Source organism: Streptomyces sp. NPDC110618, assembly GCF_055657065.1.
The window spans coordinates 92236-107569 of the sequence record NZ_JBVKBN010000007.1; the positions used below are offsets into that span (position 1 = coordinate 92236).

Below are 15334 nucleotides of genomic sequence, written 5' to 3' on the forward strand. Positions count from 1 at the left end.
GGACAGGCAGGCGGCGAGAGGTACGTGGAGATGACCGGCGCGCTCTTCCGGAGGCAGTGGCCCGCCGTGGTGTGCGGCGCCCTGCTGTGGCTCATGGCGTTCGGCGCGGGCTGGTGGTGGGCGCCCGCCGACCCCACCGGGGTGACCCGTGCGCCCAAGGACGGCGACTGGGACCTGTTCACGGAGATCCTGGCGCGGAACGCAAGTGTCTCCGCGGCCCTCTTCCTGGGTGTCGTCACGCTCGGCGTGATGACGATCCCACTGACTCTCCTGACGGGCGTCCTCGCCGGTTACTACGGCGGGCAGGGCAGCGCCGTCCTCGGCGCGGGCGGCGTCGTACGGCACTTGCTGCCGCACATGCCCCTGGAGCTGGCCTGTCTCGCGCTCGCCGCGGCGGCCGGACTCGTGCCGCTGGTGGCCTGGGCACGGGTCGGGCTCACGGGGACATCGGGAGAACCCGTGCGGGGCACCGCGCCGCGCGGGGTGGCGGGCTTCGTCGCCCGCTCGGGGTTCCCGGACGCCTGCCGACTGTGGGGTGTGGCGGTTGCGGGACTGACAGTGGCTGCGGGAATCGAGACTTGGGTGAGCACATGAGTACGGCCGCGTGGGACACGGACACGGCGGAGGAGAAGGACGGGCGACGGCCGTCCGCGCACGGAGCCGGGCTCCCGGCCTACCTCGGGGACGAGACCGGCGAGGTCGGCGAGCCCGCCGCACCGAAGGCCACCCGCCTCCCGGGACGGCGCGCCCACGCCCTCGGCGTCTGCGCCCTCGTCCTCGCCACCCTGGGCTTCGGCATCCCGTTGAGCGGCGAGATACGCGAACGCGTCCGGGACCGGGTCGGCCCGGTCTCCGACGGCGCGATCGACATCGGCACGGCCATCGCCTGGTGCACCACCGCGCTCGCCAACATCGTCACGCTCGGCGTCCTCGGTGTCCTCGTGGGCGTCCTCGGCGCGCTGGCGCTGCGCCACCTGCCGCTGCCCGGGGAGCGCCGGCCCCGCTTCCCCGGTGAATTCACCGACCTGCGGCGGGCGTTCACGCTCGGCTGGATCGCGTTCGTACTCACCAAGCTGACCGGCTGGACCCTGGCCCGGCTCGCCACGGGCGGCTCGACGGCGTGGGCCGTGCCGTCCGTGACCCACCTCGACGCCTGGCTGCCCCTGCTGCCCTGCGCGCTGTTGCTCACCGGCCGCGTTGTCGGGGCGTCCTGGCCGCGCGCCGCCGCCGTCGCGGCCGGGATCACCGCCCTGTACGCGACCGCGCTGTGGTCACTGCCGAGCTGATCCTCCGGGCCGTTACGGCCCTGCCCCGCCCCCACACCACATTTCGAACCACCCCGCGTTTCGGACCACCCCGCGTTTCGGAGAACCATGCTGCACCGCCTCCTCTTCAGCACCCTGGGGAACCCCAAGCTGATCCAGTTCCTGCTGCGCTGCTGGACGGTGGTGACGGACGGCATCGCCCGGCCGGGCGTGCGGATCGCGGGCGGGGTGCTCGCGGCGGCGGCCGGGGCGAGCGCCGTGGCGTACAGCGCGGTCTTCCGGGCCACGACGGAGGAGACCCGGCGGGCCGTGGAGGCGTCCCCGGACCTGCGCGGTGACCCCGGGAACGTCATGGACGTCCTCCACCTGCTCAGCGCGGTCTGGCTGGTCAGCGGTATCGCCCTGCTCGTGCTGGGGCTGCTGGTCGCCCTCGCCCGCTGGGGCAGCGTCCTGATGATCGCGGGCGGTGTGCTGTGGTGGGCGCCGCTCGGCCTGCTCGGCGTGTACCTGCCGACCGCGTCCGCGCCGAAGGTGCTCGCCGTGCTGTTCGTGGCGCTGGTCGTTCCGGCGACCGTGCTGTGCCCCGCGCAGCGGTTCGGCGGTACGCGGGCCGGCGCGACGTCATGACCCGGCCGCGTCACCCCGCGTGGTTCCGCACCGTCGTCGCGCTCTGCCTCGCCGACACGCGCCGGCGGCTCAACCTCCTCGCCGGCACGGGCCCTTCGGCACGGCGGCGCCGGAAGGCGGCCTGGACGGTCGCGGGCGCCGGCGCCGCCGCGGTGCTGGGTGCGCTGACGGTCGTAGGACGCACGCTCGGGGCCCTGGCCCCGCCCGGTCCCGAGGTACGGACCGAACTCGCGGCCTGGACGTGGGCCCCCGTCGCCGTGTGGTTCCTGCACCGGATCCTGACCGCGGAACCGGCGAAGGCCCGCGCGCTGGTGAGCCCGCCGGACGCGGACGTGCTGCGGACGCTCCCGGTCTCCCGCGCCCAGCTCGTCGCCGCCCGGCTGGTCCTGCCCGCCGCCGGCATCGCCGCCGCCGTGCTGTGCGCCACCGCCGCGATCGGGGTGCCCTGGCTCGCGGCGGACGCGGAGGGCCGCCGGATGCTGCCGGTGTTCCTGGTGCACTGCGCGGGCGCTGCCGTGGCCGGTACCGCGCTGCACATCGCCCTGGTGACGGCACTGATGGTCCGGGTCGTCCGGATCCCTCATCTGCCCCGGCTGATCGTCTCGGCGGTGGCGGGCGGGCTAGCCGGTGTCCTCGCAGCGCCCTTCGTGCAGGCTCTGACCGGCGGCGACGGTCCCTCCCGGCAGGACGCCGCCCGGAGCGTCGGACGCGCGCTCACCGACGCGCGCCCCGAGCTGTGGACCGAGGCGCACCGGCCGGAGTCGGCCGCCTGGACCGCGCTCGCGTACGCCGCCGTCACGCTCGCGCTGGCCGCCGCGGCCGTGCTCCGGGTGCGTGCGACGGTGCGCCGCGACGCCGGTACCGGTGAGGGCCGCCCGGCGGTCGCCCCGCGCCGGGGCGCCGCGACCGGGGCGTGGCCCTCGTCGCCGTACGCCCTGGTCGGCCGGGTCACCTGGCTGCGGTTCCGGCGCGGGCACCCGCAGACCGTCGGCGGGCTGGCGCGGCTCCAGCGGCTGGGCGTGCTGCTGGGCGCGGGGTGCCTGGGCCTCGTACTGAGCCTCGGCGAACCGCTGTGGAACCTGCCGTTCGCGGCCGTGGGCGGGATCTTCGTGGCCGCCGCGCTGATCACGACGGGTGAGGTCGTGCAGGTCTGCGGCATCGAGGCGGACCGCGCGGGCTGGGAGGCGCTGCGGCAGTCGCCGCGTGCCGCGGGTGGCTGGGTGGCGGCGAAGGCGGCCACCGCCTCGGTCGCCGTGGCCACGGTGACCGGACCGTTCGCCCTGGGGGCCGCGGCGCTGTGCGGGGTGCACGGCCCGGCCGGATGGGCGCGGGCGGTGCTGGCGCTCGCCGTGGTGTCCGCGGCCGCCGGATGCGCCGTCGTGCTCACCTACTTCTGCGTGCCCCGCTCCGAGTCCTTCGCCGACGGCCGGATCACCCGCGCCCCGGCCGCCGAGGTCACGGAGGGCCTGCTCACCGCGCTCCTCACCGTGCCGGTCACGGCGGGCGCCGCACTGGGCGACCTCGCGCACGCGGCCCTGCTCCTCCTGTCCCTCGGTGCCGGGTACGCCGCGCTGCGCGCCACGGCCCGCAACGACTTCAGTCCCCGGAGTTCCTCGTGATCGACATCAAGAACCTCGTCGTGCGCCGTGGCGAGGAACGCGTGCTGCGCGACTTCGACGCCCATGTGCCCGAGGGCACGTCGGTACGCGTCACCGGACCGAACGGCAGCGGCAAGAGCACCCTCCTGCGCGTGATCGCCGGGCTGACCGCACCGGACGCGGGCCACGTCACCGTCGCCGGGCACCCGCCCGCCGACCCCGCCGTACGGGCCCTGCGCGGCTTCGTCCAGGAGCCACCGCCGCTGTACGAACACCTCACCGCCGACGAGCAGTTGTGCCTGATCGCGGGCGTGTGGCGGCTGCGCGCCCGGGACCTGCGGGAACGCGCCGCCGCGCTGGGGCTCGGCGACCGCTTCGACGTGCTCGTCGGCGAACTCTCCCTGGGCCAGCGCAAGAAGCTCGGCTACCTCTGCGCCACCGCGCACGAGCCGCGCCTGATCCTGCTCGACGAACCCTTCAACGGGCTCGACGCGCAAGCCGAACAGGCGGTACGCGACGACCTCGCCCGCTGGCGGGCCGACGGCCGCACCCTCGTCCTCGTCTCCCACTCCGACGCCTCGGTGGCGGGCCTGGTGGACGACACCCTCACCGTGGGGGCGGACGCGTGATCGAGGTCAGGGATCTGGTGAAGTCCTACGGCGGACGCCGGGTCCTGGACGGTCTGACGTTCACGGCCGAACCGGGCCGCGTCACGGCGTTCCTGGGACCCAACGGCGCGGGCAAGAGCACCACCCTGCGCATGATCCTCGGCCTCGGCATCCCCGACGCCGGCCACGCCCTCGTCAACGGCGTCCGCTACGCCGAACTCCGCGACCCGCTGCGCACCGTGGGCGCCCTGCTCGACGCGTCGGCCTGCCATCCCGCCCGCGGCCCCCGCGCCCACCTCACCTGGCTCGCCCGCACCCAGCGCATTCCCGCGGCGCGCGTGGACGAGGTGCTCGGCCTGGTGGGTCTGGCTCCGGCCGCGCGGCGGCCCGTACGGGGCTTCTCGCTCGGCATGCGGCAGCGGCTCGGTATCGCCGTCGCCCTGCTCGGCGACCCCGGGACGGTGATCCTGGACGAGCCCATGAACGGCCTCGACCCCGAGGGCATCCAGTGGCTGCGCGGCCTGCTGCGCGCCCTCGCCGACGAGGGCCGTACGGTCCTGGTCTCCAGCCACCTCATGCGCGAGATGGCGGTGGTCGCCGACCAGGTCCTGGTGATCGGCCGGGGCCGGGTCCTCGCGGACGGCGGCCTCACCGAGTTCCTGGAGACCGACCTTCCACCGGTCCGCCTGGTCACGCCCCGGCTCGACGAACTCTCCCGCGCCCTGCGGGCGGAAGGCGCCCGGGTGACCCACGACAGCGACCCGCACTGGGCCACCGTGACCGGCCTGACGAGCGCCCGCATCGGCGACATCGCGGCCCGCAACGCCTGGAGCGTGCACGAACTGACCCCCGTACGGCCCTCGTTGGAGGAGGCGTACCTGCGCCTGACCGCGGAGGCGGTGGAGTACCGATCGGCGACGGCCGCGTCGACCAAGAAGGAGGCCGCGTCCCATGCGTCCCTCAAGTGACCGCCAGGCGCCGGGCGGTGGCCTGCGCGACTTCGCCGCCGCCGAGTGGACGAAGCTCCGCTCCCTGCGCTCCACCTGGGCCCTGCTCGCCCTCGGCACCGTGCTCACGGTCCTGGTGAGCCTGCTGTTCTGCGCGCTGATCGGTCCCGAGTTCCGCCGCGCGGACCCCGCCCAGCGGCGCGCGCTCGACCCGGTGGGGCTCACCTTCACCGGGCTCCAGTTCGGCCAGGTGCCCCTGGTGATCCTCGCGGTGATCGCGGTCGGCAGCGAGTACGGCACCGGCATGATCCGCACCAGCCTCGCCGCCGTACCCCGCCGGGGCGTACTGCTCACCGCCAAACTGACCGTACTCGGCGCGACCGGCGCCGTCTGGGGCCTGCTCACCGGCGCGGTCGCCCTCACCGCCGGAAGCACCGTGCTCGGCGCGTCGGTCCCACTGCACACGGACGCGGTACGGGCGCTGGCCGGGGCGGGGGCGTACACGGGCCTGCTCGCGGTGCTCGCGGCGGCGCTCACCTTCATGGTGCGCCGCTCGCTCACCGCACTCGGCGTGCTGCTCCCCTTTCTGTTCGTCGTCTCGGGCGCCCTCGCCGCCACCCCACAACTCCGCTCCCTGGCCCGCCTCCTCCCGGACCGCGCGGGCCTGCGCCTGACCCAGGTCCACCAGGACACGGGCGACCTGTCCCCGGCGGCGGGCGGCGGGGTGCTGCTGCTGTGGGCGGCCGCGGCGGCGACGGGCTCGTACGTCGCGCTGCGCCGCCAGGACTGCTGAGCCGGTCAGCTCTTAACGGCGTACGCCACGAAGCCCACCCACGCCTCCGGCGCGACAGCGAGATGCGGGCCGGTGTCCTGGCACTTGGAGTCGCGGACGTGGATGGTGCCGGGGGTGGTGGCTACCTCTACGCAGGAATCGCCGTCAGGGCCGCTGCTGTAGCTGCTCTTGAACCACGCCAGTTCGCAGGCGTCCCCGGAGGTGGAGGTGCCACTCATGCTCTGCCCAGCCACAGGACCGTCAGCTCGCAACCACATACGTGACGAAGTCGGCCCACGCCTCGGCCGCGACGGCGAAGCGGCGACCGGTGTCGCGGTGCTTGGAGTCACGGACGTGGATGGTGCCGGGGGTGTGGGCGACCTCGACACAAGAGTTGCCGTCACCGCTGCTGCTGTAGCTGCTCTTGAACCACGCCAGCGCGGGGCCGTCGCCGGAGGTGGGGTTGCCGCTCATGATTCTCCAAGCATCTGCTCGATGAACGCCCGCGACTCTCGGGGCGTGAGCGCCTGGGCCCGGATCATGCTATAGCGCAGGTCAAGGATGCGGATCTGCTTCGGATCAGTCACCGGGCGGCCGTTGAACGCCCCCTCGGAACGCCCGACTGCCGTGCCGTCCGGGAACTTCAGCACCTCGATGATCCCGCCCGTGCCGAAGTGTTCCTCAACGTCTATCGGCATGACCTGGATCGAAACATTCCGCAACTCCCCCAGCTCAAGCAAGCGTTCGAGCTGTCGACGCCACACCATTCTGCCCCCGACCGGTCGCCGCAGCGTCGACTCTTCTTGGACGAAACTGAGCGTCGGCGCGGGAGACCGCTCCAAGACCGAACGGCGGGCCATACGCGCGGCCACCATGCGCTCCGTCTCCTCGTCCGAGTAGGCCGGAAGCCACGCGCCGAACAGCGCCCGCATGTGGTCCTCGGTCTGCAGCAGACCAGCGACGTTGCTGTTCTCGTACACCCCGATCTCAACCGCCCGCGCCTCCATCTGGGCCAGGTCCCGCACCTTCTTCGGATACCTGACCTTCTTCACGTCCTCCCAGGCCGCGGCCACGAGCCCGCCCGCGCCCAACACCTCGTCGGCCCTGTCCAGATACTCCTTCCTGGGAATCCGCTTCCCGCCCTCGATCTTGTAGACCATGTCCTCGCCGTACCCCACGGCCTTGCCGAAGTCGGCGGCGCGCATCCCCACCGCCTCGCACCGAAGCTTCAACTGCCGCCCCACGGTGGCGACTACGGCCACGCCCCACTCGTCGTCCGGGTCCACCTCCCACCCCGGCTCGTCCGCCTCGGTCCGTAGCCGTGCCGCCTCCGCGTCCACCGACATGCCCCGCGCCGCCCCTCCGTCGTACCGCCTCGAACCCGCCACGCCTCTACCCGTACGGGGCGCCCCGACAGCCCGGACAGCACCGGACAACGACCGGACAGTCACCGTACGCAAACGCAGCGTCACTCCTCACGGTAGGCAAACGCGGCCACGCTGAGTGACGTGATCCAGAAACTCACCGCACCGGCAGGACAGCCCGCGCACCCCGAGGGCCACATCCGCAACTTCCGTGTCCTGCTGTCCCCCACACCACGCGACGCCCGCCTGGCCCGCCTGCTCGCCACGGAGCAACTGCGCACCTGGGCACTGCCGGTGGACCCGGCGGCGAACATCGTCGCGGAGCTGGCGGCCAACGCGGCCACCCACGGCCGCGTACCGGGCCGGAACTTCCAGCTCATGCTCTACGTGGTCGGCGACACCCTGCGCATCGAGGTCACCGACACACAGGGTGACGGGCTACCGCAGCCGAAGGAAGCCACCGCGGACACCTCCGAAGCCGGCCGCGGCCTGCTCGTCGTCGCCGCCTTCGCCGACCGCTGGGGAGTCGACCGCAACCTGCCACCCCGCAAGACGGTCTGGGCCGAGGTCACCGTCCCTCGGCAAGCGCCGTGAACACCGCCCCGGACAACGCGCGGCCCGTCCTCAGGGCGAAGGCGACACCACGGACTGAGGGCCACCAGCCCGGTGACCTGACACGGCCGTACCCCGGGCGGTACGGCCGTGTCGCGCCGTTCCCGGCCGTCAGGTGCCGGTGTTCGTCGCGTCCGGGTCGACGCCCATCGTGATCGAGCCGGTGACGCCCTTGGCGATGTTCTTCTTGTTGTACTTCAGCTTCAGGAGGCCGCCCGTGGTGCCGGACTGGTCGTAGATCGTGTCCTCCTCCAGCGTCGTGCGCTCCGTCGTCGACGTGGAGTACGGCTCGACCTCGGCGGCGGCGAGGACGGACTCCTCGTCGAAGAAGAACTGGCCGGTGTGGCAGGTGTGGCCGCCCTCGTAGCCGGAGTCCGTCCACGTGCCGTCCACATGGACCTTGGTGTGGATGTGGACGGTGCGGCCGCGGTACCAGCCCGGGAAGATCGTGCGGAAGGTGACCCGGCCCTGCTTGTCGGTCCTCCACGTGCCGCGCAGATAGCGCTCGTCGTCGGTGGGCTCCTCGTGGACCCCGCCGCCGGTGCCGCCGGACGGGGGCTCACCGGTCGGTTCACCGGACGGGGGTTCGCCCGTGGGGACGTCCGTCGGCGCGTCCGTGGGGGGCGTGCCGCCGCCGCCCGTCGACAGGCTCTCGTAGCCCGAGTAGATGCCGAGCGCGTCGCAGTGCCAGATGTCGACGGCGGCGCCCGCGATGGGCTTGCAGGTCTCGCTGTCGATCACCTTGAGGTTCAGGACGAGCGGGATGCCCTCCTTGTCCTCGGTAATGTCCCGCCGGATCTTGTCGGCGTCGATGTAGTACGGGCCCTCGGTGGTCTCCGAGGTGAGGCGGTAGCAGGTCTCGGCCGTGTCGCTCTTCTTGCCGGTCGCGCCGCCCGTACCGCTCTTGCCGCTCTCGTCCGCGAAGGCGCCCGCCGCGAAGGAGGCGCCGACGCCCACCGCCACGGCGGCGCCCGCACCGGCCACGACGACCTTGCGACGCGTCAGATCCCGTTTGTGCTTGGGCCCTTGGGCCGTTTCGTTTCCCGTCATGGGAAGGAACGTAGGGAGCCAGCCTGTCAGGAACATGAGGAGGAGCTGGGGTCCACCCAGGAAACGGGAAACGGGAAACGGGCAACAGGAAACACGAAGGCGCCCGGACCGGGTGGGGTGGTCCGGGCGCCGGTCGTGGGTTACTTCGGCTGCGGCTTGCGCACCGACAGGTGCAGTTCCTTCAGCCGCGCCTCGTCCAGCTCGGTCGGCGCGCCCATCATCAGGTCCTGGGCGTTGCCGTTGAGCGGGAAGGCGATCGTCTCGCGGATGTTCGGCTCGTCGGCGAGGAGCATGACGATACGGTCCACGCCGGGCGCGATGCCACCGTGCGGCGGGGCGCCGAAGCGGAATGCGCGCAGCATGCCCGCGAACTGCTCCTCGACGGTCTCGCGGTCGTAGCCGGCGATCTCGAAGGCCTTGAGCATGATCTCCGGCTCGTGGTTCCGGATCGCGCCGGAGGACAGCTCGACGCCGTTGCAGACGATGTCGTACTGCCAGCCGAGGATGTCCAGCGGGTCCTGGGTCTCCAGGGCCTCAAGACCGCCCTGCGGCATCGAGAAGGGGTTGTGCGAGAAGTCGATCTTGCCGGTCTCTTCGTCCTTCTCGTACATCGGGAAGTCGACGATCCAGCAGAACTGGAAGACGTCCTCCTCGAAGTGCCCGGCGCGCTTGGCGGCCTCGACGCGGACCGCGCCCATGATCTTGGAGACCTCGTCGAACTCGCCCGCGCCGAAGAACACGGCGTGACCGGCGGCCAGGGACAGGCGCTTGGTCAGCTCGGCGACGTTCTCCTCGGTGAGGAACTTGGCGATCGGGCCGGTCAGCGAACCGTCCTCGGCCACCCGCACCCAGGCCAGGCCCTTCGCGCCCAGCGAGACGGCGAAGTCGCCGAGCTGGTCGAAGAACTTGCGCGGCTGGTCCTGGACCGCCGGCACCGGCAGGGCGCGCACGTGCTTGCCCGCGAAGGCCTTGAACTCCGAGCCCTCGAAGATGTCGGTGATGTCGACGAGTTCGAGCTGGGCGCGCAGGTCGGGCTTGTCCGAGCCGTACTTCAGCATCGCCTCGCGGAACGGGATCCGCGGGAACGGCGAGGTGACGTGGCGGCCGTTGCCGAACTCCTCGAACAGCTCGGTCATGAGCTTCTCGATCGGCTGGAAGACGTCCTCCTGCTCGACGAAGCTCATCTCGACGTCGAGCTGGTAGAACTCGCCCGGCGAACGGTCGGCGCGGGCGTCCTCGTCACGGAAGCAGGGCGCGATCTGGAAGTACCGGTCGAAGCCCGAGATCATCAGCAGCTGCTTGAACTGCTGCGGAGCCTGGGGGAGGGCGTAGAACTTGCCCGGGTTCAGACGGGACGGGACGACGAAGTCGCGGGCGCCCTCGGGGGAGGTCGCCGACAGGATCGGGGTCGCCATCTCGTTGAAGCCGAGGGCCGTCATCTTGTGACGGATCGCCGAGATGACCGCCGTGCGCAGCATGATGTTCTTGTGCATGCGCTCGCGGCGCAGGTCCAGGAAGCGGTACTCAAGGCGCCGCTCCTCGTTGACCCCGTCCTCGGTGTTGATCGTGAACGGCAGCGGGGCGGCCGCGCCCAGCAGCTCGACCTCGGAGACCTCGACCTCGATCTCGCCGGTCGGCAGGTCGGGGTTCACGTTCTCCGCGCCACGCGAGACGACCTTGCCGTCGACCCGGACCGTGGACTCCTTCGACAGCTTGTCCAGGGCCTCGTAGGCGGCGGTGCCGGGCCGGGCGACGAGCTGCGTGATGCCGTAGTGATCCCGCAGATCGATGAAGAGGATGCCGCCCAGGTCGCGCCGATTGTGCAGCCAGCCACTCAGCCGGACGTCGCTTCCGACGTCAGAGGCGCGGAGCTCGCCGCAGGTGTGGGACCTGTACCGATGCATCGTCGTTCATCCAGTCTTCGCGGATCGGGGATCTGTTTCACGTGAAACGCCCTCCAAGACTACCGGCCGGGCCAAGATCGCCTCCCCTCATTACCGCGGGGCCGGTGCGGGTGCCTTCGGTGGCAGGGTGCGATCGCCTGTTCTTAGAGTGGGTCAATGCGCACTGGTGAGCCCCTGCCCGCCGTGGGGGAGGTACTCGCCGCCCTGGCTACCGGGCAATGGCACTGGTCCACCGCAACCGGTCTGGTCACGGTGGACGCGGAGGCGGCCAGGCTCCTCGGGCTGCCCGAGGAGGCCGCCACCCTGCGCGAGAACCAGGTGCGCGCCCGGCTCCACCCGGTCGACTGGAACGAGATCACCGGGGTCATCCAGCTCGCCGTCGCCGAGGGCACCCTCGGCGAGGTACGGGTACGGATCATGGACGAGCGGGGCGAGGTCGTCCGCATCACCCGCTCCCGCTTCAAGCCCTCCTTCGACCCGCTCAGACGGGTCTACGAAGTGATCGGCACCCTTCAGGAGGTCACCGAACCCGCCCCGGGCACCCCGGCCGGGCGGCGGGCGGTCACCGGGGACTGGCGGCGCTCCCGGGAGGCGTTCCTGCTGGACGCGGGCCGGGCACTGGCCGAGGCCCGCTCCACGGCGGAGGTGCTCCGGGTGGCGGCGGGGCTGTCGATGCCGGGGTTCTCCCCGGACGGGCTCGCGGTCTTCGGCGTGGAGGGGGACCGGCTGACGATCATCGGCCACCACGGGCAGCAGCCCGGCGACGAGGACCCCTTCACCCATATGTCCCTGGAGACCGACTACCCGGCCGCCGAGGTGGTGCGCACCGGCCGGGCCGTCTATCTCTCCTCGCCCGAGCAGTACCGCGCCCGCTACCCGGTGACCTGGCCGCTGGCGGCCCACTTCGGGCGCCGTTCGTGGGCGTTCCTGCCGCTGACGGTGGCCGGGCGGACCATGGGCGCCTGGATGGCGGCCTTCACCTACCCGGTGGCGTTCACGCCCGACGAGCGCTCGGTGCTGACCACGGTGGCCCGGATGCTCGCCCAGGCCCTGTCCCGCGCGGGCGCCGCCGAGACCCAGCGCGAGCTGACCGACGGACTCCAGCGCTCCATGCTGCCGGTGCTGGGCGTGCAGGAGATCCCCGGCATGAGCGTGGCCGCGCGCTATGTGCCCACCGGCGGCGGACTGCAGGTCGGCGGCGACTGGTACGACATGATCCCGCTGCCGGGCGGCCGGTTCGCCCTGGTCATCGGGGATGTGCAGGGCCACGACGTACGGGCGGCGGGGCTGATGGGCCAGCTCCGGATAGCGCTGCGCGCCTACGCCTCCGAGGGCCACCGCCCGGACGCCGTCCTCTCCCGCGCCTCCCGCTTTCTGCACGGCATGGCGGAGGACGACCCCGACCTGCTCGACCTGCGCTTCGCGACCTGCCTGTACGTCGAGGTGGACCCCGCCTCGGCGACCCTGGACATCGCCCGCGCCGGGCACCCGGACCCGGCGATCCGGATGGCGGACGGCACGGTGCTGACCCGGCCCACGGCGGGCGGGCTGCCGCTCGGGATCGACCCGGACGCGGACTATCCGACGACCCGGCTCACCCTGGAGCCCGGCGAGACGATGCTGCTGTGCACGGACGGCCTCATCGAGACCGGCGGCCACGACCTGGACTCGGGCTGGAAAAGGCTGCGGACGATCCTGGAGGACCACGACGGCGACCTGGAGGCGCTGGCCGACGCCCTGGTCCAGGCGGTGCACGGACCCTCCTCGCACCACACCACGGGCCCCCTCGCGGACCGCCGCGAGGACGACATCGCGGTGCTGCTGCTGTGCCGGGAGGGGGAGGGCTGCGGCTGCGGGGAGACGGTGACGGCGGCCCGGCCGCCGGTGCGCCGCACCGTGCTCACCGTGGCCCAGGACGAGCCCGAGCGGGTCGCGGTGGCCCGGCACCAGCTCAGGGAACTGCTGCACGACTGGGAGTGCGAGGAGCAGGTGGACTCCGCGGTCCTGCTGCTCTCCGAGACGCTGACCAACGTCCTGGTGCACACCGACGCGGACGCCCTGCTGCTGGCGGAGGTGCACCACGGGCTGGGCAGACGCCGGATGCGGGTGGAGGTCACCGACACCAGCGACGACCTGCCGCACCGGCGCAGCCCCGGCGAGCTGGCCTCCTCCGGCCGGGGCCTGATGCTGATCGAGCTGCTGGCGGACACCTGGGGCGTGGACCCGCGGGGCGAGGGCAAGAGCATCTGGTTCGAGCTGGTGGAGCCCGCTCAGGACGAGGAGCCGTAACCGGCCAGGGCCGGGAGCCGGTCCGCTCAAGCCGAGGGGGCCTGAGGCCGGTCCCGCTGGAGCCCGCTCAGCCGAGGGGCCCGGAGTCGGTCCCGACGGAGCCCGTTCAGGACGAGGGGCCCGTAACCGGGCCCGAATGACCCCGCTCAGGACGAGGAGCCGTAGCGGGTCCGCAGTTCTTCCACGACGCCGAAGGCCGCCGCGGTGAGCGGTACGGCGAGCAGCATGCCGAGGATGCCGGCCACGGAGGCACCCGCGGTGATCGTCACCATCACCATCGCGGGGTGCATCTGCACGGTCCGGCTCTGGATCATCGGCTGGAGCACATGCCCCTCCAGCACCTGTACGGCGAGGACGACGCCGAGCGCCCACAGCGCGATCACGAACCCCCGGTCCGCGAGCGCGACCAGCACGGCGACGGCTCCGGAGAGGAAGGCGCCGAGGTAGGGGATGTAGGCGCCGACGAAGACCAGGGCGCCGAGTCCGGCGGCGCCGGGCACGTCGAGGATCAGCAGGCCGATGGTGATGCAGACGGCGTCGATGAAGGCGATGAAGGTGGTGCCGCGCATGAACCCCTCGACGGCCTGGAAGGCCCGCCGGGCCATGGCCTCCAGCATGTCGGCACTGCCGGGCGGGGAGAGCGAGCGCAGGGTCTCGGCGGCGCGGTCGGAGTCGCGCAGGAAGAAGAAGACCAGCAGCAGCGCCAGTACGGCCATGGCGATGGTCTCGCCGACCACGCTGACCCCGCTGATGACGCCGGAGGCGGCGGTGCCGCCGAACTTGGTGAGCAGGTCCCGGGCGTTTTCGGCGATGTCGTCCAGGGAGGTCCCGGCCGCCCCGAAGTGCCGGGCGAGATCCCGGCCCGCGGTGCGCAGCGACCGTACGATCTGGTCCCCGCTGTCGATGAGCGCGGCGACGACGATGTACACGGCGCCGCCTACCACGGCCACCACGGCGACGCAGGTCAGCGCGGCGGCGACGGAACGGTGGACGTGGGCGTTGACGAGCCGCCGGTGGAGCGGCCCGAGCAGTGCGGTACCGAGCAGCGCGAGCAGCACCGGCACCACGGCGGTGCGCAGTTCGGCGCAGAGCAGGACGCCGACGTAGCCGACGCCGGCCACCAGGAGGATGACGGCGCACCACGCTCCGGCGCGGCGCACGGGTTCGGGGAGCAGCGGTCGTGAGTCCTGCACGCTCCCAGCCGATCACGCGCCGGGTGGACCCACCTTCCGGCAGGCCCACCCGGGTGACGGAGCGTCAGTCCTCGCTCTGCGGACCGCTCTCGGTCATGCCGTGCACGGCCGGGATGGTGCCGAGCCGGCCCTTCTGGAAGTCCTCGAACGCCTGCTGGAGTTCTTCGCGGGTGTTCATGACGAACGGGCCGTAGTGCGCCATCGGCTCCCGGATGGGCTGCCCGCCGAGGAGGACGACCTCCAGGTCCGGCGTGTGCGAGTCCTGCTTCTCGTCCGCCCGCACGGTCAGGGACCCGCCCGCGCCGAAGACCGCCGTCTGGCCGAGGTGGATCGGACGGCGCTCGGCACCGACCGAGCCCTTGCCCGCCAGCACGTACGCCAGCCCGTTGAAGTCCTCCCGCCACGGCAGCGTGACCTCCGCACCCGGCGCCACCGTCGCGTGGATCATCGTGATCGGGGTGTGCGTGATGCCGGGACCGGCGTGGCCGTCCAGCTCACCGGCGATGACACGGAGCAGCGCGCCGCCGTCGGGGGTGGTCAGCAGCTGGACGTTGCCGCCGCGGATGTCCTGGTAGCGCGGGGCCATCATCTTGTCCTTGGCCGGGAGGTTCACCCACAGCTGCAGGCCGTGGAAGAGGCCGCCGGACATGACCAGATGCTCCGGCGGCGCCTCAATGTGCAGCAGGCCCGCGCCCGCCGTCATCCACTGCGTGTCGCCATTGGTGATGGTGCCGCCACCACCGTTGGAATCCTGGTGGTCGAAGATCCCGTCGATGATGTAGGTGACGGTCTCGAAGCCGCGGTGCGGGTGCCACGGGGTTCCTTTCGGCTCCCCAGGCTGATACTCAACCTCACCCATCTGATCCATCATGATGAACGGATCCAGGTGGCGATAGTTGATCCCCGCGAACGCCCGACGGACAGGGAAACCCTCACCTTCGAAGCCGCTCGGCGCGGTCGTCACAGCCAGCACGGGACGCGCCACGGCATCCGCCGACGCAGCCACGCGCGGCAGGGTCAGCGGGTTCTCGACAGTTACAGCAGGCATGGGTCCGACTCTCCTTTAGGTGGAAGTTTCCGCAGGTCAGCGAGCATCCGTCGAGAT

The 15334-nt window shown here is 72.2% G+C and carries 16 protein-coding genes; 9 read left to right on the plus strand and 7 right to left on the minus strand.

Features of this window, described 5'->3' with window-relative positions; all coding sequences use genetic code 11:
• Positions 1-30 precede the first annotated feature (30 nt).
• The 7 genes from ACZ7L7_RS15515 to ACZ7L7_RS15545 all read left to right on the plus strand — a co-directional run bounded on the left by ACZ7L7_RS15515 (position 31) and on the right by ACZ7L7_RS15545 (position 5838).
• Positions 31-594, plus strand: coding sequence for a stage II sporulation protein M (locus ACZ7L7_RS15515; RefSeq protein ID WP_453605665.1), 564 nt, complete (start codon positions 31-33; stop codon positions 592-594).
• A complete protein-coding gene (locus ACZ7L7_RS15520) occupies positions 591-1286 on the plus strand; it encodes a hypothetical protein (RefSeq protein ID WP_285515581.1) in 696 nt (231 codons plus the stop codon). The genes ACZ7L7_RS15515 and ACZ7L7_RS15520 overlap by 4 nt, the downstream gene beginning before the upstream one ends.
• An 87-nt stretch (positions 1287-1373) precedes the next feature.
• A complete protein-coding gene (locus ACZ7L7_RS15525) occupies positions 1374-1892 on the plus strand; it encodes a hypothetical protein (protein ID WP_453605661.1) in 519 nt (172 codons plus the stop codon).
• Entirely contained in the window at positions 1889-3511 is a 1623-nt protein-coding gene (locus ACZ7L7_RS15530; RefSeq protein ID WP_471593234.1) for a hypothetical protein, read from the plus strand. The genes ACZ7L7_RS15525 and ACZ7L7_RS15530 overlap by 4 nt, the downstream gene beginning before the upstream one ends.
• Positions 3508-4119, plus strand: a complete 612-nt coding sequence (locus tag ACZ7L7_RS15535) for an ABC transporter ATP-binding protein (protein ID WP_285515578.1) — start codon at positions 3508-3510, stop codon at positions 4117-4119. Before ACZ7L7_RS15530 ends, ACZ7L7_RS15535 begins: the two co-directional genes overlap by 4 nt.
• Positions 4116-5066 carry an ATP-binding cassette domain-containing protein gene (locus tag ACZ7L7_RS15540; RefSeq protein ID WP_471593233.1) on the plus strand — a complete coding sequence of 317 codons (951 nt, stop codon included), beginning with the start codon at positions 4116-4118 and terminating at the stop codon, positions 5064-5066. Before ACZ7L7_RS15535 ends, ACZ7L7_RS15540 begins: the two co-directional genes overlap by 4 nt.
• Positions 5050-5838 carry an ABC transporter permease gene (locus tag ACZ7L7_RS15545; protein WP_472076098.1) on the plus strand — a complete coding sequence of 263 codons (789 nt, stop codon included), beginning with the start codon at positions 5050-5052 and terminating at the stop codon, positions 5836-5838. Before ACZ7L7_RS15540 ends, ACZ7L7_RS15545 begins: the two co-directional genes overlap by 17 nt.
• 5 nt (positions 5839-5843) lie before the next feature.
• Here ACZ7L7_RS15545 and ACZ7L7_RS15550 read toward each other — a convergent pair whose 3' ends face one another.
• The 3 genes from ACZ7L7_RS15550 to ACZ7L7_RS15560 are packed head-to-tail and all read right to left on the minus strand — an operon-like array spanning position 5844 to position 7163.
• The gene (locus ACZ7L7_RS15550) at positions 5844-6056 is read right to left on the minus strand and encodes a DUF397 domain-containing protein (RefSeq protein ID WP_093719888.1); all 213 of its coding nucleotides are present in this window, start codon (positions 6054-6056) and stop codon (positions 5844-5846) included.
• A gap of 22 nt (positions 6057-6078) precedes the next feature.
• Positions 6079-6291: a DUF397 domain-containing protein gene (locus ACZ7L7_RS15555; RefSeq protein ID WP_471593231.1), complete on the minus strand. Its 213-nt coding sequence runs from the start codon at positions 6289-6291 to the stop codon at positions 6079-6081.
• Positions 6288-7163, minus strand: coding sequence for a helix-turn-helix domain-containing protein (locus ACZ7L7_RS15560; protein ID WP_472076100.1), 876 nt, complete (start codon positions 7161-7163; stop codon positions 6288-6290). The genes ACZ7L7_RS15555 and ACZ7L7_RS15560 overlap by 4 nt, the downstream gene beginning before the upstream one ends.
• A gap of 162 nt (positions 7164-7325) precedes the next feature.
• Here ACZ7L7_RS15560 and ACZ7L7_RS15565 point away from each other — a divergent pair, with 162 nt between their 5' ends.
• A complete protein-coding gene (locus tag ACZ7L7_RS15565; RefSeq protein WP_472076102.1) occupies positions 7326-7775 on the plus strand; it encodes an ATP-binding protein in 450 nt (149 codons plus the stop codon).
• A 129-nt stretch (positions 7776-7904) separates the two neighbouring features.
• Here ACZ7L7_RS15565 and ACZ7L7_RS15570 read toward each other — a convergent pair whose 3' ends face one another.
• Entirely contained in the window at positions 7905-8843 is a 939-nt protein-coding gene (locus ACZ7L7_RS15570) for a dioxygenase family protein (RefSeq protein WP_453605647.1), read from the minus strand.
• Between the two features lie 140 nt (positions 8844-8983).
• Positions 8984-10747, minus strand: coding sequence for an aspartate--tRNA ligase (gene aspS, locus ACZ7L7_RS15575; RefSeq protein WP_472076104.1), 1764 nt, complete (start codon positions 10745-10747; stop codon positions 8984-8986).
• Positions 10748-10903: 156 nt separating this feature from the next.
• Between aspS and ACZ7L7_RS15580 the strand changes: the two genes are divergently transcribed.
• Positions 10904-13036: a SpoIIE family protein phosphatase gene (locus ACZ7L7_RS15580; protein ID WP_453605644.1), complete on the plus strand. Its 2133-nt coding sequence runs from the start codon at positions 10904-10906 to the stop codon at positions 13034-13036.
• 146 nt (positions 13037-13182) lie between these two features.
• On the opposite strand, the gene ACZ7L7_RS15585 is transcribed toward ACZ7L7_RS15580, so the two are convergent.
• Together ACZ7L7_RS15585 and ACZ7L7_RS15590 are read right to left on the minus strand one after the other, a co-directional pair.
• The gene (locus tag ACZ7L7_RS15585; RefSeq protein WP_285515570.1) at positions 13183-14229 is read right to left on the minus strand and encodes an AI-2E family transporter; all 1047 of its coding nucleotides are present in this window, start codon (positions 14227-14229) and stop codon (positions 13183-13185) included.
• 64 nt (positions 14230-14293) lie between these two features.
• Positions 14294-15277 carry a pirin family protein gene (locus ACZ7L7_RS15590; RefSeq protein ID WP_472076106.1) on the minus strand — a complete coding sequence of 328 codons (984 nt, stop codon included), beginning with the start codon at positions 15275-15277 and terminating at the stop codon, positions 14294-14296.
• Between the last annotated feature and the right edge of the window lie 57 nt (positions 15278-15334).